Annotated in this window: 23 protein-coding genes; 8 read left to right on the forward strand and 15 right to left on the reverse strand. The window is 35.6% G+C overall.

What is annotated here, in order from left to right; all coding sequences use genetic code 11:
- Window positions 1–2 precede the first annotated feature (2 nt).
- The gene (locus A6M14_RS11370; protein WP_152875133.1) at window positions 3–902 is read right to left on the reverse strand and encodes an NUDIX domain-containing protein; all 900 of its coding nucleotides are present in this window, start codon (window positions 900–902) and stop codon (window positions 3–5) included.
- A 141-nt stretch (window positions 903–1,043) separates the two neighbouring features.
- Here A6M14_RS11370 and hemP point away from each other — a divergent pair, with 141 nt between their 5' ends.
- Entirely contained in the window at window positions 1,044–1,211 is a 168-nt protein-coding gene (gene hemP / locus A6M14_RS11375; protein ID WP_152875135.1) for a hemin uptake protein HemP, read from the forward strand.
- Window positions 1,212–1,343: 132 nt separating this feature from the next.
- Here hemP and A6M14_RS11380 read toward each other — a convergent pair whose 3' ends face one another.
- The 5 genes from A6M14_RS11380 to tsaA all read right to left on the reverse strand — a co-directional run bounded on the left by A6M14_RS11380 (window position 1,344) and on the right by tsaA (window position 6,453).
- Window positions 1,344–2,687, reverse strand: a complete 1,344-nt coding sequence (locus A6M14_RS11380) for a sensor histidine kinase (protein WP_152875136.1) — start codon at window positions 2,685–2,687, stop codon at window positions 1,344–1,346.
- Window positions 2,688–2,689: 2 nt separating this feature from the next.
- Window positions 2,690–3,352 carry a response regulator transcription factor gene (locus A6M14_RS11385; protein WP_152875137.1) on the reverse strand — a complete coding sequence of 221 codons (663 nt, stop codon included), beginning with the start codon at window positions 3,350–3,352 and terminating at the stop codon, window positions 2,690–2,692.
- Between the two features lie 112 nt (window positions 3,353–3,464).
- Window positions 3,465–3,821 (reverse strand): NirD/YgiW/YdeI family stress tolerance protein, encoded by a 357-nt coding sequence (locus A6M14_RS11390; protein WP_152875138.1) that lies wholly within the window; start codon window positions 3,819–3,821, stop codon window positions 3,465–3,467.
- A gap of 84 nt (window positions 3,822–3,905) precedes the next feature.
- On the reverse strand, window positions 3,906–5,663 hold the full coding sequence (tfpB, locus tag A6M14_RS11395; protein WP_152875139.1) for a type IV pilus assembly ATPase TfpB: 1,758 nt from the start codon (window positions 5,661–5,663) through the stop codon (window positions 3,906–3,908).
- A gap of 67 nt (window positions 5,664–5,730) precedes the next feature.
- Window positions 5,731–6,453, reverse strand: a complete 723-nt coding sequence (gene tsaA, locus A6M14_RS11400) for a tRNA (N6-threonylcarbamoyladenosine(37)-N6)-methyltransferase TrmO (RefSeq protein ID WP_152875176.1) — start codon at window positions 6,451–6,453, stop codon at window positions 5,731–5,733.
- Between the two features lie 104 nt (window positions 6,454–6,557).
- On the opposite strand from tsaA, the gene A6M14_RS11405 reads away from it, so the two are divergent.
- On the forward strand, window positions 6,558–7,337 hold the full coding sequence (locus A6M14_RS11405) for a ferredoxin--NADP reductase (RefSeq protein WP_152875140.1): 780 nt from the start codon (window positions 6,558–6,560) through the stop codon (window positions 7,335–7,337).
- Between the two features lie 109 nt (window positions 7,338–7,446).
- Window positions 7,447–8,232 (forward strand): DUF2071 domain-containing protein, encoded by a 786-nt coding sequence (locus tag A6M14_RS11410; protein ID WP_152875141.1) that lies wholly within the window; start codon window positions 7,447–7,449, stop codon window positions 8,230–8,232.
- 56 nt (window positions 8,233–8,288) lie between these two features.
- Here A6M14_RS11410 and A6M14_RS11415 read toward each other — a convergent pair whose 3' ends face one another.
- On the reverse strand, window positions 8,289–8,918 hold the full coding sequence (locus tag A6M14_RS11415; protein ID WP_152875142.1) for a cation efflux transmembrane domain-containing protein: 630 nt from the start codon (window positions 8,916–8,918) through the stop codon (window positions 8,289–8,291).
- Between the two features lie 78 nt (window positions 8,919–8,996).
- On the opposite strand from A6M14_RS11415, the gene A6M14_RS11420 reads away from it, so the two are divergent.
- Entirely contained in the window at window positions 8,997–9,428 is a 432-nt protein-coding gene (locus A6M14_RS11420; protein ID WP_152875143.1) for a Cd(II)/Pb(II)-responsive transcriptional regulator, read from the forward strand.
- Between the two features lie 30 nt (window positions 9,429–9,458).
- Here the strand turns inward: A6M14_RS11420 and arsH are convergent, their stop codons facing one another.
- From arsH to A6M14_RS11440, 4 genes are read right to left on the reverse strand one after another with little or no spacing between them, the layout of a single operon-like run.
- Window positions 9,459–10,163 (reverse strand): arsenical resistance protein ArsH, encoded by a 705-nt coding sequence (gene arsH, locus A6M14_RS11425; RefSeq protein WP_152875145.1) that lies wholly within the window; start codon window positions 10,161–10,163, stop codon window positions 9,459–9,461.
- Window positions 10,164–11,204 (reverse strand): ACR3 family arsenite efflux transporter, encoded by a 1,041-nt coding sequence (gene arsB / locus A6M14_RS11430; protein ID WP_152875177.1) that lies wholly within the window; start codon window positions 11,202–11,204, stop codon window positions 10,164–10,166.
- An 18-nt stretch (window positions 11,205–11,222) separates the two neighbouring features.
- Window positions 11,223–11,696 carry an arsenate reductase ArsC gene (locus A6M14_RS11435; RefSeq protein ID WP_152875147.1) on the reverse strand — a complete coding sequence of 158 codons (474 nt, stop codon included), beginning with the start codon at window positions 11,694–11,696 and terminating at the stop codon, window positions 11,223–11,225.
- 13 nt (window positions 11,697–11,709) lie between these two features.
- Window positions 11,710–12,033, reverse strand: coding sequence for a metalloregulator ArsR/SmtB family transcription factor (locus tag A6M14_RS11440; RefSeq protein ID WP_152875178.1), 324 nt, complete (start codon window positions 12,031–12,033; stop codon window positions 11,710–11,712).
- Between the two features lie 189 nt (window positions 12,034–12,222).
- On the opposite strand from A6M14_RS11440, the gene trhP reads away from it, so the two are divergent.
- Together trhP and A6M14_RS11450 are read left to right on the forward strand one after the other, a co-directional pair.
- Complete coding sequence (gene trhP, locus A6M14_RS11445; RefSeq protein ID WP_152875179.1) at window positions 12,223–13,632, forward strand: prephenate-dependent tRNA uridine(34) hydroxylase TrhP; 1,410 nt, start codon at window positions 12,223–12,225, stop codon at window positions 13,630–13,632.
- Between the two features lie 9 nt (window positions 13,633–13,641).
- Window positions 13,642–13,899, forward strand: coding sequence for a YfhL family 4Fe-4S dicluster ferredoxin (locus A6M14_RS11450; protein WP_152875149.1), 258 nt, complete (start codon window positions 13,642–13,644; stop codon window positions 13,897–13,899).
- A gap of 246 nt (window positions 13,900–14,145) precedes the next feature.
- On the opposite strand, the gene ahpF is transcribed toward A6M14_RS11450, so the two are convergent.
- Entirely contained in the window at window positions 14,146–15,711 is a 1,566-nt protein-coding gene (gene ahpF, locus A6M14_RS11455) for an alkyl hydroperoxide reductase subunit F (protein ID WP_152874402.1), read from the reverse strand.
- A gap of 232 nt (window positions 15,712–15,943) precedes the next feature.
- Between ahpF and A6M14_RS11460 the strand changes: the two genes are divergently transcribed.
- Together A6M14_RS11460 and A6M14_RS11465 are read left to right on the forward strand one after the other, a co-directional pair.
- The gene (locus A6M14_RS11460; protein WP_152875151.1) at window positions 15,944–16,861 is read left to right on the forward strand and encodes an NADP-dependent oxidoreductase; all 918 of its coding nucleotides are present in this window, start codon (window positions 15,944–15,946) and stop codon (window positions 16,859–16,861) included.
- Between the two features lie 14 nt (window positions 16,862–16,875).
- On the forward strand, window positions 16,876–17,481 hold the full coding sequence (locus A6M14_RS11465) for a DsbA family oxidoreductase (RefSeq protein WP_152875153.1): 606 nt from the start codon (window positions 16,876–16,878) through the stop codon (window positions 17,479–17,481).
- Between the two features lie 36 nt (window positions 17,482–17,517).
- Here the strand turns inward: A6M14_RS11465 and A6M14_RS11470 are convergent, their stop codons facing one another.
- From A6M14_RS11470 to A6M14_RS11480, 3 genes are all read right to left on the reverse strand, one after another.
- Window positions 17,518–18,426, reverse strand: a complete 909-nt coding sequence (locus tag A6M14_RS11470) for a hypothetical protein (protein ID WP_152875154.1) — start codon at window positions 18,424–18,426, stop codon at window positions 17,518–17,520.
- Between the two features lie 96 nt (window positions 18,427–18,522).
- The gene (locus A6M14_RS11475; protein WP_152875156.1) at window positions 18,523–19,656 is read right to left on the reverse strand and encodes a toxic anion resistance protein; all 1,134 of its coding nucleotides are present in this window, start codon (window positions 19,654–19,656) and stop codon (window positions 18,523–18,525) included.
- A gap of 16 nt (window positions 19,657–19,672) precedes the next feature.
- Entirely contained in the window at window positions 19,673–20,464 is a 792-nt protein-coding gene (locus tag A6M14_RS11480) for a tellurium resistance protein (RefSeq protein ID WP_152875158.1), read from the reverse strand.
- Between the last annotated feature and the right edge of the window lie 128 nt (window positions 20,465–20,592).

The following is a 20,592-nucleotide window of genomic DNA, read 5'->3' on the forward strand; positions in this document are numbered from 1 at the left end:
GATTAAAAACTTCTAATTCCCGCAACACCATAAGCATGATGTTTGATGGCTTCATCTAAATGATTTGGTGATAATCCACCTAGTGCATATACCACCATATTCACCTGAGACGCCATATCAGCGAAAGTTTGCCATCCTAAGCCTTGTGCATCGGGATGTGTTTGGGTTGCCAATACCGGGCTTAAAAATGCAGCATCGCAACCAATTTGCGCTGCATGCTGTAAAGCTTCTAAATTATGACAGGCCACAATATATCTTTTTGAGCGAATTAAATCTTTCTGATGTAACTGTAAAAGTTGATTTTGCTTGAGATGAATGGTCTGAATTGCATTTTGATGTAGATCTGTCAATGTATTCCAAACCTCAACATTCACGATGAGTTTAGCCAGTTTTTCAACGCTATATTCAGCCAAAGCCTCATTCATATTTTCTGTTGTATTGGTACGCCAATACAATAAACGATCACTCGCCAAATCATTTAAAACAGATAAATCTTCACTAATTTTAATAAAGCGTTGCCAATAAAGGCGCTTTACAATGGTCGCATTGGCTTTAGGGAAATTTAATTCAACTAATTTTTCACGTGATACCCACATCCACGGCGCTGCAATTTTTTGGCTTTGTTCTGTAGATACATCACTAATAAAAAAATGTAGCTGCACGATCACATCATCATATTCATGACGAATAAAATCGAATTGGCTCCAACTTTTTATATTTAAGCCTACTTCTTCAAAAATTTCACGACGACACGCTTCCACAGGCGTTTCCCCTGCTTCAACCTTTCCACCAGGAAATTCATGTTTATTTCCTTGATGCTGATTTGCTGCTCTCCATCCAACCAAAATTTGGTTTTGATTCACCAGAATACCAATTGCAACATCAAGATTAGGCTTTGACATGAATTTATCCTTTCCTATATTTCAGGTAATGAAGTGTAAGCGATTTAAAGTATTTCATAAATTTTTTAAATATACATTGACAGGCCTATTCGATAATGATTATCATTTAAATCGTTCACCACACACCACGGAGTTGACAAAATGAACGCACCATTTAGCTTATTCACTCGTAACGAAACAGCTCATTCACTACCAATGTTACATTCAAATAACTTATTTTCTTTAGGCCGTGAAATTAGAATTATGCATGCTGGGGAAGAATACCGCTTACGCTTAACACGTAATAATCGTCTAATTCTCACAAAATAATAAACACCAAAATAATAATAAGCGTGGGAACAAGCAGTATGTATCAGCGCATACTGCTTTTTTAATTTATACATACTCAAAATAATGATTGATACAACAAAGTCATAAATTATAAATATTTAGTGAAATTACTCATGAAGTCGATAAGTAAATTTTCACCGTTAAGCCACAATGTTCATTTTTAATAAATTCAATATGACCTTGATGCAGCTCTATAATTTTCTGACAAATTGAAAGCCCCAAACCTGAGCCAGTGGTTTTTGTTCCCAATGCGCGATAAAACCGTTCACCTAAACGCTGAATTGTTTCATCGGTAACGCTATTTCCATTGTCTATAATGATAATTTCAACTTGATGACTAAGCTCATTCATTTGAATATTAATTTTACCATTCACAGGAATATAACGAATAGCATTGTCTACAATATTTCGAATACACGTAAAAATAAGTTCTTTATTCATGTTCGGCTGAATATTAGATGAAATATCCGCGTGAATTTTTATCTGTTTTTCATCTATAAATGGTTTTAACGCATGAATGACATCTTCAATGAGTGTCTTTAAATTTGTTTTAGATTTTGGCAAATCATTGGTCTTGCTCGGGTCTAAGCGTGCAAGTAATAATAAGTTTTCTAAAACCAAAGTCCCTCGACTTACATCTTGCTGAATTTGTTTTAAGTCTTTTTGAATGACTTCATCTGCTGCATATTTTCGATTTAAAAGCTGCAAGCGCATTTGAATGGCAGATAAGGGTGAACGTAACTCATGTGAAGCATCTGCGGTAAAACGTTGCTCTGCGGCTAAAGATTGTTGCAAGCGCGCCAATAATTGATTCAATTGATGAATCATCGGTTGTAGTTCTTGAAATTCAACAGGTCTATGCTGAATAGGTGCTAAATCATCTGCACTTTTTTCAGAAATCTGCTTGGTCAGTAAGTTAAAACTTTTAAACTGATGCTTGATCGTAAAATGAATAAAAATCCACTGAATAGCCCATAACAACAAAAGAATTGCTAAATAAATAACGAAAGTATTCAATAAATCTTTCAGGCGATATTTTATAGGCTGAATAACAAAGCTCACCATATCATGATCGGACTGAATATACGTACGCCACAATTGATGGTCATGCCAAATAAAATCGTAATCTTTATTTTTATTGCTTTGCGATAAATTAGAAAATGCCGAATTAAAATCTTCAGATTGTGTGAGCAATTGATTTTGATGTTTCAATTGATATTGAGTTTCAAATTCTTCACTTAGTTCATCAAGCTGAGAACCTGAAACATTGGAGATGTCTGTAATTAAAAGCATATCTGAGATTTCATCCATAATCTCATCTTGTACGCTCATGGTTTGATAAATTGATATACCAAGCAATAATAAGAACGCAATAAGTCCCGCAATAACTGAGCCTAAAATTGAGCTTTTGACTAATTTTTTTTGCAAAGAAACGGTGCGCTGTACTGTTGCCATGCTTATACGTCCTGACTCATTCTATAGCCCAAACCACGTACAGTTTTAATGTAATGACTGCCTATTTTTTTACGAATTTGGTAGATAAATACTTCAATTGCATTACTTTCTATTTCATCCCCCCATGCATATAAAGATTCCTCTAATTGTTCACGAGTGACAATATGAGTTGGGTTCTGCATGAGTTTATTTAATATTTGAAATTCTTTCGCGGTTAAATCAATGACACAATCATCTTGTTTTAACTGCTTAGCTTGTACATCGAGTTCTAAATTTGCAAATTGAATAGTCGATGTTGCAACTGTTTGCTTTTGACGTAATTGGCTTCTTACTCGTGCGGACAATTCTTCAAGACTAAAAGGTTTAACCAAATAGTCATTTGCACCTAAATCTAACCCATCTACACGGTCTTGAATACTGTCTTTAGCTGTTAAAAAAATCACAGGAATATTCGACTTTTTCTGCCGCGTTACTTTTAAAATTTCATCGCCCGTTGCTTGAGGTAAACCTCGATCTAATAACAAACAATCATATTCATATTGTTCTATTGCCAAAATTGCATAATCACCGCGCTCTACCCAATCGACAGTATAACCATCCATCTCTAACCATGTTTTTATGCTTTCAGCTTGTGAATGATCATCTTCCGCCAATAAAATTCGCATAAATCACCCTATAAAATTTTAAATGTGCCGTGTTTGAGTAGATGTCCTTATGGTTACAGCTTATATGAAAAAACCACATGCGTTCATGTGGTTTTTTATTGTATATATGAAATTAAAATTTCACAGCATCTACATCAATTTCAACGCGTTTCATCGGTTTGTAGTCAATATCTATCTCACCAATAATAACAACAGGTGTTTTCGCAGAAATTGCTTTACCCATCCAAAGTTCATCATCAATATCGACTGTAATTAAACCTGTTTGATCACGAAATTCGTATTTTTCATCACCAACAGATTTAACCACATAACCTTTCAATTGCACTTTTGCATCATCTTTCATACTTAATGCTTGTTTTACTGTTACGGCTTTATTAAATGCTTGCTGATTAACTGCTGTATTCGCCATTGCAACCGATGCACCGCTCATTGCAGCAACCATTAAAATTGTTTTCGCTAATGTTTTCATCTTCAACCTCATATGTTGTTGTGTCTTTTCAATGAAGTCATTAAAACAAACCAATATGAGGTGAATCTTAAGATTAAAAATATTTTAATTTAAGGGTACAACGCGAAGTACTTCTTCTAATGTGGTTAAACCCGCCATCACTTTTCTAGCACCTGCAACACGTAAAGGTTCAATTCCCTCTTTTTTCGCTTGGGCACGAACATCATTTAAGGTGGCATTTGTACCAATTAAATGCTTCATATCTAAGCTTAAAGGCAAGAACTCATAAATACCTACTCGTCCTTTATAGCCTGTATGACGACATTCTTCACAGCCTACAGCTTTAAAAACAAATTCAGGCATAGCAATTGGATAATCTGCAACAAGATGCTTCCATTCTTGATCATTGATAAAAGTTTCAGTTTTACAATGTGGACAAAGTGTTCGCACTAAACGCTGTGCTAAAACGCCTAGAATAGTTGCAGCTGTTAAAAAGGGCTGAACACCTAAATCGTGCAAACGCGTTAAGCTTGATGGCGCATCGTTTGTATGTAATGTAGATAAAACCAAATGACCTGTTAATGCCGCCTGAATTGCCATATTTGCAGTATCGTGGTCGCGTATTTCCCCAACCATAATAATGTCAGGATCTTGACGCATTAAAGCACGCACACCATCTGCGAAGCCTAAATCGATTCCTGTATTCACCTGCATTTGATTGAAACTTGGTTCTAACATTTCAATGGGATCTTCAATAGTACATACATTGACTTGATCGGTTGCAAGCTGTTTTAAGGTCGAATATAAGGTGGTGGTTTTACCCGAACCTGTAGGTCCTGTGACTAAAATAATACCGTGACTATGTGTGGTTAACGCTTTCCAACTTTCAAGCAAATGCCCTTCAAAACCAAGCTGTTTGAAATTACGCACCAAAACATCTGGGTCAAAAATACGCATAACAAGCTTTTCACCAAATGCAGTGGGTAAAGTTGCTAAACGTAATTCTGTTTCTTGCCCTTTTGGGGTACGAGTTTTTAGGCGTCCATCTTGCGGTTTACGCTTTTCCGCAACATTCATTCGACCTAAAATTTTAATCCGAGAAATAACTGCCATAAGCGTATTTGCAGGCATGTTATAAACCGTATGTAACACGCCATCTATACGAAAACGAATTTTCCCCTCGCCTTTACGTGGCTCCAAATGAATATCGCTTGCACCTTGTTCAAAAGCAAACTGTAAAACCCAATCGACCAATTTCACAATGTGTTGATCATTTGCATCGGGGTTTTGTGTATCGCCCAATTGTAAAAGTGCTTCTACGCCTTTGTTATCACGTTCATAAGCTGATGATTTTTGTGAACCTGAAACAGCACGGCTCACTTGATAATATTCAATAATGTAGCGTTGTAGTTGTTCTGGGTTTAATAAAACACGTTTGATTTTTTTGGGTGATAAACTGCTTTCTAAATTGGAAATCCATTCTTTTTGATAAGGCTGATCGGTTGCAATTAAGACTTCATTTGCACTCACTTCAACCGCAAGAATACGATTTCGTAATGCAAACTCTTGCGACATCACTGCTGTTAATGCTGTTACATCTGCTTTAAGCGGATCGATAATATAAAAAGGCAGTGCAGATTTTTCCGAAAGCCACTGACATAAACGATTCAGCGTTAAAGCTGATTGGGGATGCACCTGATCGTTCAAATTAAAATTGGCAATCCATTGTAAAGCATGCCACTTCAACTGATTTCTTTGACGATGTGTGGTTTGAATTAAGCCACGATCACGCTCTGTAATCCGTCCATCTTTTAATAATTGTTCTAAGCACCAAGTGGTATCAATTTCAAAGTTAAATGTCATAACGTTTTCCCCAAAACTGCGACCACTATAGCAAATTCTTAAACTCTACAGATGCTTTTCATTTGTTTTACGTCGACTCACAATCAATTTTTAAGACCATGATGTGCTCATCATTGACTTGAAAAGACACATCAAATGTTGCAAAACGCATTTTATAAATTCGAGTTGGATCTTCCTGATATGCAGGTCGTGGGTCTAAACTTAGAACTTGTTCTAACTCATTGATCAATTGCAGTGTAATTTTGTTTTGTTTTAACGCATTTTCTTGCTGATTTTTTGCATCAGCACTCCAAATTACAGTTTTACGTTGAGGCTCATCTTGCGCATAACCACTTTTTGCATCTAAAACCGCATCTGAATATTGAATATAAGGTTTAATATCTATAATAGGTGTGTCATTGAGTAAATCACTTCCTGTGACATATACACGAACGGACTTCCCTACTTTTTCTACTTTATTCAGTTTGACTACAGACAGTCCCATAGGTGAAGGTCTGTACATACTCCGCGTTGCAAACACGCCAATTTTCTTATTTCCGCCTAAGCGTGGTGGACGCACTTGTGGTCTAAATTTTTCGCTATCTTGTTGATTTTTATTATCATGAAACTGCCAAATGAGCCAAAGATGACTAAATTCTTCAATCCCCTCAAACGCCAATAAATCATTATAAGGCGCGATCATTTCTACATAAGATTCGATTTGAACCAAATTTGGCTGACGTGGAATACCAAATTTTTCTGTGTAGGGAGACTTCATATAACCAATTATTGGCATTTTTAGACCAGTCATAATCACTTTTTCTGATAAGCTCAATTAAATATATTCAGTTTATCGAGAATGATTTTAGATTAGAATAGCAAGCTGTTCTAATTTGATAATTATTGAGACCTTTAATGGCTGCTTTCAACGTCGAAAAGATTACTCACGTCCACCACTGGAATGACACTTTATTCTCTTTTAAAACGACTCGTGATGTTGCATTGCGTTTTAAAAACGGACAATTTGTAATGATTGGTCTTGAAGTAAATGGCAAGCCTTTAATGCGTGCTTATTCTATTGCTAGTGCCAACTATGAAGAAGAACTCGAATTCTTCTCTATTAAAGTGCCAGATGGTCCTTTAACATCTATTTTACAAAAAGTTAAAGTGGGCGATGAAATCTTAGTTTCTAAAAAACCTACAGGTACTTTGGTTCTAGATGACTTAAACCCAGGTAAAAACTTGTACCTTCTTTCTTCAGGTACTGGTCTTGCGCCTTTCCTTTCTACAATTCGTGACCCTGAAACCTATGAACGCTTTGAAAAAATCATTGTTGTTCACGGTACGCGTTTTGTTTCAGAATTGGCTTATCAAGATTTAATTGAAAATGAAATCCCAAATCACGAATTCTTTGGTGAATTGGGCGCTAAAGAAAAATTAGTGTACTACCCAACGGTTACCCGTGAAGATTTCCATACGCAAGGACGTGTAACAACGGCTATTGAAACAGGTGATTTATTCGAGAAAATTGGTTTACCTCGTTTTAACCCTGAAACTGACCGTGCAATGCTTTGTGGTAGCCCTGCTTTCCTTGATGACGTTGCTGCGCTTCTTGACCAACACGGTCTTAAAGAATCACCGAAGATGGGTGTTCTAGGCGATTACGTGATTGAACGTGCATTCGTTGAAAAATAAAATTCTTTAGAATCTGAAAACCGAGCTGAATTGCTCGGTTTTTTATTGGACGATATTTTTGTTTTTGCATAGAATGAAAAATACACAAATAGAAAGAATATAAGACATCATGACATTTCCAACGCTTAGTTTTGAACATTACTTACATCCTCGTCCAAAACCTAAGGGCATAGATGTGAATTGTAGCCTTCAACATTTTGCTTTAGTTACTTATGCCATTGATCCTCTTCGTTTTGAAAATATCATTCCTAAGCGCTTTAAATTAGACACTATTGAATACCAAGGTAAAACTTGTGCGCTCATGTCTGTTGTACCCTTTATAGATATTGATTTTACTTCGGCAGTTTATCCTTTTCCCAATTTTACAATGGGACAAACAAATTATCGTGTTTATGTGATAGATCAAACAACACAGGAACGATGTGTTTGGTTTATTGGCACAACTTTAGATTCATGGACAGTTGCTGTCCCTCGATACATATGGCAATTGCCTTGGTATAAAGCATCTATTAAGTTCGACTGTATTCAAAATAATAAAGGTCTTTATTCGCAATACAAAATGAAAACGTTATGCGATTGGGCTGCATCTGAAGTTCATTTAGAACAAGCTGAAACAGATCCATGGCAATTCGAAGGCTTTCCAACTCAAGAAACCTATCAAGTGTTTTTAACACATCCTCTTGCAGGATTTTATCATCGCTTAGATGGCAAATTAGGAACTTATAGAGTCTGGCACGATCGTTTAAAACCAAAACCTGCAAAACTTATACATGCAAAATTTGAGCTATTGGAACGTTTGGGTTTGGTCAGTTTTGAAGATCAACTCGAACCTTATAGTGTACTTATTGAGCCGATAAATGAATTCACAATTTATCTTCCGCCTACAGTTTTATAACTAAAAACCGAGCGTTTTAGCTCGGTTTTTTATTTCTTAGATCATCAAATATAAATTTAATTTACTTCTAAGCGCTGATTCATTTTTCTTTCATTTTGCGCTCGTGTAATCACCTGATAACCACCAACCAAACCAAGTCCTGCCATAATGACCGCAACAATTAAATCGGGCAACATGCTACCTGTACCAAATACACCAACAGCCGCTAAAATAACTGCGACATTACCAATAGCATCGTTACGGCTACACAACCAAACTGACTGCATATTCGAGTCGCCATCTCTGAACGCATATAAAACAATAGCTGAAATCACGTTTGCAACTAAGGCTAAAATACCAATTGCACCCATAGTAATTGCTTCAGGTGGAATTCCAAGCACGTAGGCGTAAATTACTTTACCAATAACAACAAAACCAAAAGTCGCCATCACAATGCCTTTTACCAAAGCCACTGTTGCGCGCCAATACAAGCTTGCACTCAATACAGCAAGCGATACACCATAATTCACAGCATCACCAAAGAAATCTAAGGAATCTGCCCAAAGTGAAGATGAATGTGCATATGCCCCACCCGCCAACTCAACAAAGAACATTGCTGCATTAATAATAAGAGCAATCCATAATGCGGTACGGAATTTACTATTTGGCTTTTGCGGTGCTGGCTCACAACTGCAAGAACATGCCATTTACACAACCCCTATAAATATTCAGATATTTTGTATTATGCTGATTCAAAACTATGGAGTAACTCCAAGGTCAAGCCTATGAACACAATAAATTCTGCGAATGAATATTTAATGAAAGATTTAGTCCAAAAAACAGGACTAAGTGCAGATACTATTCGCTTTTATGAAAAGAAAAATTTAGTTCAGCCTAGTTTTCGTGGCGACAATAATTATCGCTATTATCATGATGATGCCCTAAAACGACTTGTTTTTATTAAACGCTGTCGCGCCTTAGATATGACATTAAAAGAAATAGATTATTTAATAGAACTTGAGCAAAACCCAAAACAAGATTGCTGCGTAGTGAATAATTTAATTGATGAACATCTACATCATGTAGAAAGCAAAATTGCCGAATTACAAAAATTTCAAATGCAACTACAACAACTCAGACAATCTTGCTCTACACAAACCACCGTAGATGATTGTCAAATTTTAAAGCAACTTGAAGCAGATACTTCAAATGCCTAAATACGACAAATAACGATATGCTTGAATTCGTTAGATCGATTTCTGATTAACACGCTTCGATAACTCTTCAGCAGATTCCTTACGCTCAGAATAACGATTTGTTAAATAATCTGTTTGACCACGTGTCAGCAAAGTAAACTTATATAACTCTTCCATCACATCAACAATCCGATCATAAAAGCTAGATGCTTTCATTCGTCCATCTTCCTCAAACTCTAAAAATGCTTTTGGAATAGATGATTGATTGGGGATGGTGATCATCCGCATCCAACGTCCTAAAACACGCATCTGATTTAAACTATTAAACGATTGAGAGCCACCACACACCTGCATAAGTGCTAATGTTTTCCCTTGTGTCGCACGAATTGCACCTGCGGCTAATGGAATCCAATCTATTTGTGCTTTAAAGATGGAACTCATTGCACCATGACGTTCTGGAGAACACCAGACCATCCCCTCTGCCCAAGCCAATAATTCATGTAACTCTTGAACTTTTGGATGTGTTATTTCCGCATCTTCAGGTAAAGGCAAACCTTTAGGATGGAAAATTTTCACTTCTGCGCCAAAATGCTCAAGAATTTTTCCTGCCTCAAGTACTGCTAAACGACTATATGAACGCTCTCGGTTTGAACCATAAAGCAATAATATTCGAGGAGGATGTTCCAACACTTTCGCTTGAATTTGTTCAAATTTTGGTGTTTCAAGCAAATCTAAGTCTATATTTTCAAATGACATTTAAACCTCAGAAAAATATTTCTTTTTTAATAACAAAGACACGCTTACCAATAAAATAAGCACAGGAACTTCAACCAATGGTCCAATAATTGTGGTAAATGCAACAGGCGATGCAATGCCAAATGTAGCAATGGCAACAGCTAATGCCAGCTCGAAATTATTTCCTGCGGCAGTAAATGAAATAGCGGTGGTTTTTGCATAATTATTCCCCATCCACCGACTCATAAAGAAACTCATTAAGAACATAATGACAAAGTAGAGTGTTAAGGGAATTGCAATGCGCATTACATCAAAAGGCAAGCCAATTACATCTGCACCCTTTAAACTAAACATCGCAACAATAGTAAATAACAATGCAATTAAACTGATGGGACTAATTTTAGGAATAAAGCTGTCTTGGTACCATTGAAGCCCTTTTTCTTTTACAAGAATGAATCGTGTAATAAAACCAAGTAAAAATGGAATCCCTAAATAGATTAAAACTGCATTAGAAATTGTCCAAAAATTAATGCGAATAATTTGACCATCAACACCAAAATACGGGGGTAAAAAACTTAAGAAAAGCCATGCATAACTACTAAAAAATAGAATTTGAAAGATACTATTAAATGCGACTAAGGCTGCAACATATTGATTATCTCCACATGCCAAATCATTCCACACCAATACCATTGCAATACAGCGTGCAAGACCAATAAGAATTAGTCCTGTCATATATTCAGGATAGTTTTGTAGAAAAATAAGTGCCAAAGCAAACATTAAACACGGTGCAATAAGCCAATTTTGCACCAGTGAAAGTATCAATGTTCTTTTATCTTCAAAGACTTTTGGCAAAGATTTATAATCTACTTTCGCAAGTGGCGGATACATCATGAGTATCAAACCAATCGCTATTGGCAAATTGACCGATCCTGCATGCATATTTTGCATTTGCCCAGATATTTTTGGAAAGAAAACAGCAATAGCGACACCAACTGCCATCGCAATAAAAATCCAAAGTGTTAAATACCGATCTAAGAACGAAAGCTTTTTTGTAGTCATCATATTTTTAATTTTAAGTTAAATCATTTCTGCAATTTTCTGCATTTCTTTACTCAATTCTTCACGAGATAATTTTGCTAAATCTAGGGCAAAAAAAGCATTAAAACGTCGTTGAATATGAGCAACCGTCATTTGAAATGCTTGTAGTTTTTCTTGTTCAGGTAAATCTAAATGTGAAGGATCATCCAATCCCCAATGCACTTTTAACGCTTTCCCTAAATATAATGGGCAAGTCTCTTGAGCAGCAGAACTACATACTGTAATCACAATTTCAGGATTAAACGGCTCACAATCCTGCATACTTTTACTCCTTAAATTTTGAGTATTTATATGCAAATTTTCTAAAGTTTTAATCGTAAGAGGATGTACTTTTCCAGAAGGCTGACTCCCTGCACTACATGCGCAATACCCTACAGGTGCTTGAGCATTAAATAGCGCTTCAGACAAAATACTTCGACAACTATTTCCTGTACATAAAAACAATATATTCATGTATTTACCTCACTTAATTACAGCAACTATTTACATTCGATTTAAATAAATCTGCATTATTAAATTGCGGATTCTGTGCTGAAATAATGTTTAAAATTTCAAAACACCATGTCGGTAAATTGTCATGTAAACGATAGTAAACCCACTGTCCTTCTCGTCGATCTTGCAAAATTTTCGTACTTCTTAATAGTGCAAGATGCCGCGAAATTTTAGGTTGGCTTAAATCTAAAGCTGCGGTCAAATCACACACACATCTTTCCCCTTGCTTAATGATGAGCAAAAGAATATATAACCGTGTTTCATCTGACAGACACTTAAAAAATTCTATTTGAGTCATGAGCAACATATATGAATATCCGTATATCCATATATGTTACATTGAATCATTTTAATTTTCTATAAATAAAAACTTAAACTAAATTAAGAATATGATTTAAAAAGATATAAATCCGAGCTTTTTACTAGGTTGAATCTTTTTTCTAAATTCATACAATTAAGCCATATTACTTATATGCCTTTTTTAGACATGACCATTTCCCACGTAACTGAACTACTTTCTCCTGCTGGCTCACTTAAAAATATGCGCTACGCTTTTGCCTATGGAGCAGATGCTGTTTATGCAGGACAACCCCGTTACAGCCTACGTGTTCGAAATAATGCTTTTGACCATGACAATTTAGCCATTGGTATTAAAGAGGCACATGAATTAGGTAAAAAATTCTATGTTGTTGTCAATATTCAGCCACATAATTCAAAATTAAAAAACTTCATTCGTGACTTAGAACCTGTTGTGGCTATGCAACCCGATGCCTTAATTATGTCCGATCCTGGCTTAATTATGATGGCTCGTGAAAATTTTCCAGATGTTGATATTCACCTTTCTGTACAAGCCAATGCCGTAAACTGGGCAACAGTAAAGTTTTGGAAAAATATGGGTTTAACTCGCGTTATTTTGTCACGTGAATTATCTATCGAAGAAATTGAAGAAATTAAAAATAATGTACCCGATATGGAAATTGAAGTTTTCGTACATGGCGCATTATGTATGGCATATTCAGGTCGTTGCCTACTTTCAGGCTACATGAATAAACGTGATGCTAACCAAGGCGCATGTACAAATGCATGCCGTTGGGAGTATCAAATTCACGATGCTAAAGAAGATGAAACAGGTGATGTGATTCCTGTAAAACAAATTGAAGAAAATTCAGGTTGTGGATGTTCGGGTTCTCAAGCAGATGCCGATGAACAACACATGATGGCACAAAATCAATTTAATGAACCTGTGCTTTTACAACGTAATGAAGAAGATATGTTTGCCGCAGAAGAAGATGAACACGGCACATATTTCATGAACTCGAAAGATTTACGTGCAGTTCAACATGTTGATCGCTTAGCAAAAATGGGCATTCATTCATTAAAAATTGAAGGTCGCACAAAATCATATTTCTACTGCGCACGTACCGCACAAATTTATCGCAAAGCAATTGATGATGCACTATCAGGCAAAGCATTTGATCCTGCGCTTATGACACAACTTGAAGGTTTGGCAAATCGTGGTTATACCGAAGGTTTCTTGCGTCGCCATGTGCATACTGAATATCAAAACTATGAAAATGGTTCTTCAAGTTTCGATCATCAAATATTCTGTGGTGAAGTTTTAGAACGCAATGGTAATTACATCAAAATTGATGTGAAGAACCGCTTTGTTGTGGGTGATTCTTTAGAGCTGATGACAACATCGGGCAATATTACATTTACCCTCACTGAAATTTTAGACAAGAAAGGCAACTCCATTGAAGATGCAAAAGGTTCAGGTCATATCGTAGATATTCCTGTACCTGCAGATGTTGATATGAACTTCGCCCTTCTTATTCGCAACCTACCAAATTCAACTGCTGATATTTCAGCGTCGTCTTTGGCTTATCAAGCGGTTTAGGATTTTAACATGGCGTTGCTCATAACTGACAAATGTATCAATTGCGACATGTGCTTACCCGAATGTCCCAATGATGCCATTTATGAAGGTTCAAAGGTCTATGAAATTGATGTAGATCGTTGCACTGAATGTGTTGGTTTTTATGATCATCAAACTTGTGTTTCTGTATGTCCAATTGAGTGCATTATTCCTCATCCTGAGCATATAGAAACACAAGAACAGTTAGAAATTAAGTTTAAGGCATTGAATTTATTCAGTACACCATAAATTTAATGCATGGCATATATATTGCTTTAAAAGATAATAACCAGAGGGAAAACAACTAAAAGCAAAAGAACAAAAAGATATAAGGGATTAATTCAAGGTGTTTGGGGAACACCTTGAATTTCTAACTTAAAATAAAAAAAGGGAACTTTGGTGTTAGCATCCAAAGTTCCCAAAACAGAAAAATATGTTTAAGCAGTTAAGAGGTCAAAGTGTTTGGGGACGCTTTGACCTCTCCTATTTCAAAACTTAAAGACCACTACGAATAATGTAATCAAAAGCAGATAACGATGCTTTCGCGCCTTCACCTGTTGCAATGATGATTTGTTTGTACGGAACTGTTGTACAGTCACCTGCAGCAAACACACCTTGTACATTGGTTTCGTTGCGTTCGTTAATCACGATCTCACCACGGTTTGAAAGCTCAACAGCTGTTTCTTTTAAGAAATCGGTGTTTGGTAACAAACCAATTTGTACGAAGATCCCTGCAAGCTCAACCGTTTTAATTTCATCTGTTGCACGGTCTTTGTATTTAAGTGCAGTCACTTGTGAACCATCACCAACCACTTCTGTAGATAATGCATTTTTAATCACAGTGGTGTTTGGCAAACTGTTCAATTTATCTTGAAGCACTTGGTCAGCACGAAGTTTTGTATCAAACTCAACAAGTGTTACATGTTCAACAATACCTGCAAGGTCAATCGCAGCTTCAACACCTGAGTTACCACCACCAATCACAGCAACACGTTTACCTTTGAACAATGGACCATCACAGTGTGGGCAGTAAGCTACACCACGTGTACGATATTCTTGTTCACCCGGAACGTTCATTTCTCTCCAACGAGCACCTGTTGAAAGAATCACAGTTTTAGATTCAAGTTTGGCACCATTTTCTAAAGTGACTTCAACTAAGCCATTCGCTGTTTGATCTGCACCTTTAATGTCAGATACACGTTGTAGGTTCATGATGTCTACACCATATTCACGAACGTGTGCTTCCATTTCAGCAGCAAACTTAGGACCTTGTGTTTTTTGAACTGACGTGAAGTTTTCGATATCCATCGTATCCATCACTTGACCGCCCATACGTTCAGCCACGATACCAGTACGAATGCCTTTACGAGCAGCATAGATTGCAGATGTGTTACCTGCAGGGCCACCACCAATCACCAATACATCAAACGCTTCTTTGGCATTTAATTTTTCAGCATCTTTTGCAGCAGAGTTTGTATCTAATTTTGCAATGATCTCTTCTAAAGTCATACGACCTTGACCAATGTGTTCACCGTTTTGGAATAACATTGGAACAGCCATGATTTTGCGTTCTTCAACTTCGTCTTGGAAGAATGCACCATCAATCATGGTTGCTGTTGTACCTGGGTTGTTGATCGCGATTAAGTTAAGCGCTTGAACAACATCAGGGCAGTTATGGCAGCTTAAAGATACAAATACATCAAAGTCAGCTGTTAAGTTTAAAGCTTTGATAGAAGCTAAAACATCGTCAGATACTTTTGGTGCATAACCTGAAACTTGTAGCAATGCCAAGATCAAAGATGTGAACTCATGACCCATCGGTAAACCTGCAAAGTTTACACGTGGTTGTTCACCTACTTTTGCAATACCAAAACTTGGCGCACGAGCATTCGTACCGTCAAAACGAGCAGTCACTTGATCAGAAAGCGCAGCGATTTCTGAAACCAATTCTTTAATTTTGTCTGATTTGTCAGAGCCATTTAAAGTAGCGACAATTTCGATAGGACTTTCAAGGCGTTCAAGAAGTGTTTTTAATTGAGCTGAAGTATTTTGATCTAACATTGCTAACGTCTCCAAAGGAGTAAATGTTTATTTGATGAGAGAATCATAGAACAAACCATTAAATAGGTGAAACAGTTTGTTTTTATGCTAATAATCGGTTTTTTGGATAGTAAATTTAAATCATCTATTTTCACTCAGTATCTTTTTTGCAACAGTCCTTTGCATTGCTGAACCTGTCTTTCAGCAAAGGTAAAAGCTAAAGTAAATTTAAATCCTTGAGTGAAAAAATAAAATGAAAGCAATACAATTCAGCCAATATGGCGCAGCAGATGTTCTACAAATTCAAGATGTTGATCAGCCTAAAATTCAAGCAGGACAAGTGCTTGTACAAGTGAAAGCATTTGGTATTAACCCAATCGATTGGAAATTACGTAGCGGTGCAATGAAAGCATTTATTCCCCTACCACTTCCTTTCATTTTAGGTTCAGAACTTTCGGGCATTGTGACTGAAGTAGCCAATGACGTTAAACATTTAAAAGTTGGCGATAAAGTATATGGTCGAACACAACATGCATATGCAGAATATGACCTAATAGATGCAGACAACGCACAAATCATTCCTGAATTTTTAAACTTTAGAGAAGCAGCAAGTTTACCAAGTGGTTCTCAAGTTGCTTATTCCGCTTTAAAAACTGTAGGTAATATTCAAAATAATCAAAAAGTTTTAATACATGCAGGTGCTGGTGGTGTGGGTACAGCAGCCATACAAATTGCAAAAAGCTTTGGTGCGCATGTCACCACAACGGTATCTACACGTAATGTTGAATTAGCAAAACAATTAGGTGCAGATGAAGTTGTTGATTACAGCAAAACAGCACTGACAACATTAACAAAAGATTTTGACCTGATTCTTGACAGCATTGGCGGACAAACTCAAATTGATTCTTGGGATTTATTAAAATCTGACGGTACATTAGTTTCGCTTGTTTCAGATGAAAGTGCTCAATTTCAAAGTGTAATGCAAAATCGAACATTTAATTTTATGCGTGGCGTTCAAAAAAACTCAACGAATGAAGTACATCAACTCATTGAAGCAGGAAAAATTAAAGCCGTAATTGATCAAGTCTATGATTTTCAAAATGTCGCAGATGCACATGTAAAAAGTGAATCGGGACGTTTATCTGGCAAGTTAGTTGTGATTATTTCATAAGGAGCATGAACATCATGAAAATTGAATTTGTATTTGATGTCGTCTACCCTTTTAGCTATATCGCATTTCAACAACTGAAAAAAACATGGGATCAACCAAATTTACATCAAGTTGAATTGCTACCTGTAAAAATGCTTCCAGAAATTTCAAATGATGGCTTAGATATTCTTAAATATTTGAAAGATAAATATGGTACTGATGCAAGTTCCAAAAAATTTGATGAAGTGAAATTTGCGGCATATGAGCAAGATTTAGTGATTGATTTAGAACATATGAAACATATGCCAAATAGCACACTTGCTCATCAGGCAATTTTAGCCGTTGACCATCGCTTCGATCAATTTGCACTCACTCAAGCGATATTTCACGCAAATTTCGTCCGTGGTTTAGATATATCTAAACCTGAAATTATGAAAGAAATCATTGATGGTGCAGGCTTAGATGCAACTAAAATTTTGCGCAACATTCATACCAAAGATACCGTGCAACAACTGCAAGATATTCAACAGCGCATCGCCCTTTTACCCAGTCATCCTACGCCTTATTATTTAGTCGATGATGAAATTTATGAACTTGATGGCTCAACATCAGCCTTACAAAATTTACTCAAAATTAGCTAAGAAAAAGCCCCTTTCGGGGCTTTTTTAATACTTAGATTAAAACATTCTATGTTCAATTCTAAGGGTACGTTTTTTTAATCTAGATGCCAAAGCATATAAAATTAAACTAACAATAAATGAAAGACTCATAATGACATATATATAAATTTGAGCATATTTAGAAAAAATTTCAGCCTTATGCGCTTCTTGATCTACACTTTTTGCAAGTGGTGTTATCGTTTTTCCATACAGCTGATTTTGCAATGTCCACAGTTGTTCTGGCTTAAAACCATATTCTAAAAATTTGCTATCACTTTTTTCAGCATTCACTAATCTTTGCGTATGAACCATCGCCAATGCTTTATCGGCAGGTTTATGTAATAAAGCAGTTTGCGCCAATAAATAATCATTCACAGCTTGAGGAAGTTCAGCATTTTTTAAATATTGTGCAATCTCACTTTCTTGAATATGACTTTCATATTTAACCATTTTTTCGATAGCATTTGCTTGTTGATTGCCACCATCGTATTGCACATAAGTCAAACTTGACCAAAGTAAAATGAATGCAATGAGCCATCCTACAAACTTCAAAATAAAAGATTGAAAGCGAACATAAAAAAATCTAATTTTTTTCAAAAAATGAATAACGAAAAAAGATCCAATAAACGAAACGAAAACTTTCAGTACAAACCAACCAAACCAAGACAATAAACTCAAGAAATAATCTGTTGAATGGTCAGTATTTACGTTCAAACTAGGTACAAGATGAAGTTGCTTTATTTCAGTCGATAAGCCTAAAAAACCATACATTAAATCGTGTTGCACAAATACTGAAAGAACAGATGCAATAAAAATGGTCGATGAAACCATGGTAAGTAACATCAAGTTTCTTTGACGTTTTTTGAGTACAGCAACACCTTGTTCAATCTGTTGAGGATTTAAAGCATATTCATCTAAGGGAGGCAAATTAAACTCCTAAAGTGACCTATAAAACATCAAGCTAAAAACATTCTAAAACCGATCCCTAAAAACCACTTAAACTCAATTTTAGAATACACAGTTTTAAGACTTTTTAGAGTCACTTGAACTCGATTCAAGAACCAATTGATTCAAATTATTCTGCAAAGTACGTAAACGATCACTTGCTTCCTCACGTTTTTGCACACCTTCTTTCTGAATTTGAATCACGTCATTTACGGTTTTAATCAGCGTATTTTGTACATGTTCAAGCGTTTCAATATCAATGACTGAACGTTGATTCGCTTTTGCGGTATCTACAGAATTTTGATGTAATAAGTCTGCATTACGTTTTAGTAAATCATTAGTCGCATCATCAATTGTATTGGCAAGTTGTACGCTATTTTTTTGCTCTTGCAATGAAATTGCCAAACTAATTTGGTTTTTCCATGCAGGTAAAGTAATGTTTTTTATTGCATAAAACTTGTCGACCAACATTAAGTTATTCGACTGAATAATACGAATCATCGGCAAAGTTTGCATTGCAGATTGCTGTAAAATTTGTAAATCACTGACACGCTTTTCTAAATTATTCGCAATATGATTGAGGTCATAAATTTTTTGCGTGGTCGTTTGGTTTTGAGTTTGGTTGGTTAACGTTGCAATTTCCTGTTGAAGTTCTTGTTCCTTCAATTTCCCCGCAGCAACATAAATACCAAGTTGCTTATATTCATCTTGAACACCATCAAACATTTTATCCAAAGTGCTTACACGTGCTTTCAAACCATTTTGTGAAGTTTCAATTTCCTTGACCAAAGCATCAATTTGTTCTTTGGTACTATTAAAATGATGATCGAAATTTTGTTTAGCACCTTTCAATTTATTAAAGATACTGCCTAAAAAGCCTGAACTTTTAGCTTTATTTAGAATGCTCGATGTATTTAATTGCTGTGCAACTTGAACCACTTGATTCAACTTTTGCCCTGTTGCATCTAAATCTTTATTTTGCACAAGATTGAGTAATTCATCAGTATATGTTGATGTTTTAGTTGCAATATTCTTCCCATATTCAGCAACAGAATTGTGACTTAAATCTGAAAGTTCTTTTTGCGCTGCAAGTACCTCGTTGAAATCTGTAACTTGTAAACCAATTTCTTGCAAATTCAATTGCTGAAATTTTTGTTCAACTTGTTCAATTGGCATTTCGACAGCAACAACTTTATTTTCAGAATTTGTCATATTTCACCTAATAACATTATGAATTAGAGGGTTTCTCTAATGATTTTTTTAAGTTTTTAATTAAAATTTCTCGACTATTATCAAGCTTTTCTAGTTCAATTGTCGAGTTACTTTGTTGGCTTTGTTTGACATGATATTGCCAAGCAGGAATTAAGACTTGCTGTGCTTCTTTAAAACGATCTAATAAACCAAATGAAAGCTGTTGTGATAATTGCATTTGTGTAATTGCAATATCATTACTAACTTGAAGTGTTTGCAAGGTATTAATTTTCTTAGACAATCGTTCAGAAAAATGATCCAAAGGATGTACATGAGTCACAAAACTAGGATATTCCACTAGAAATTCTTCGGCAGCAACAATATATTTCGACATTTGCTCACGTAAACCAATCAACTGCTGAAAACGTGCTTGTGATTTTTGAATTTCAAGTTGTAATTTTTGACTTAAATGATTTGCTCGATCCAGCAATGAATCGAGATTTTTATAATATTCAATTTGGCTTGAACCATACTCTATATCTATACCCAACCATTTTTGCAATGCATTAAATTTACGTTTATTTAAATGCTTTTTAGAACTCGCTAAAATCTGAATTAATTGTTCAATCGTTTGGCTCAGTTGATAGGTTAACTCTGGATCCACACCGTTTAATAGTACAGATTGAGCTTGAATAATCGAGTCTGCATAATGATTCAGTTTATATTGATCATTTAAAAGTGGCACTAAATCATTGCGCTTAATTAATAACACATCATTTCGATCAACCCTAATTTCTTTTATTGGAACTAAGATATCAATTTGCGACATGATTCAAAATGCTCATAAATACATCACTTTATAGTACTGAATCTATCATATGAGTTTGTGGCGTTTTTGCAATTAAATATTCTATTTAACTTCATACTTTTATTGCATATATTCTTTGCATAAAAAAG

Origin of the sequence: Acinetobacter portensis, from assembly GCF_009372215.1 — a bacterium.
Classification (GTDB): domain Bacteria; phylum Pseudomonadota; class Gammaproteobacteria; order Pseudomonadales; family Moraxellaceae; genus Acinetobacter; species Acinetobacter portensis.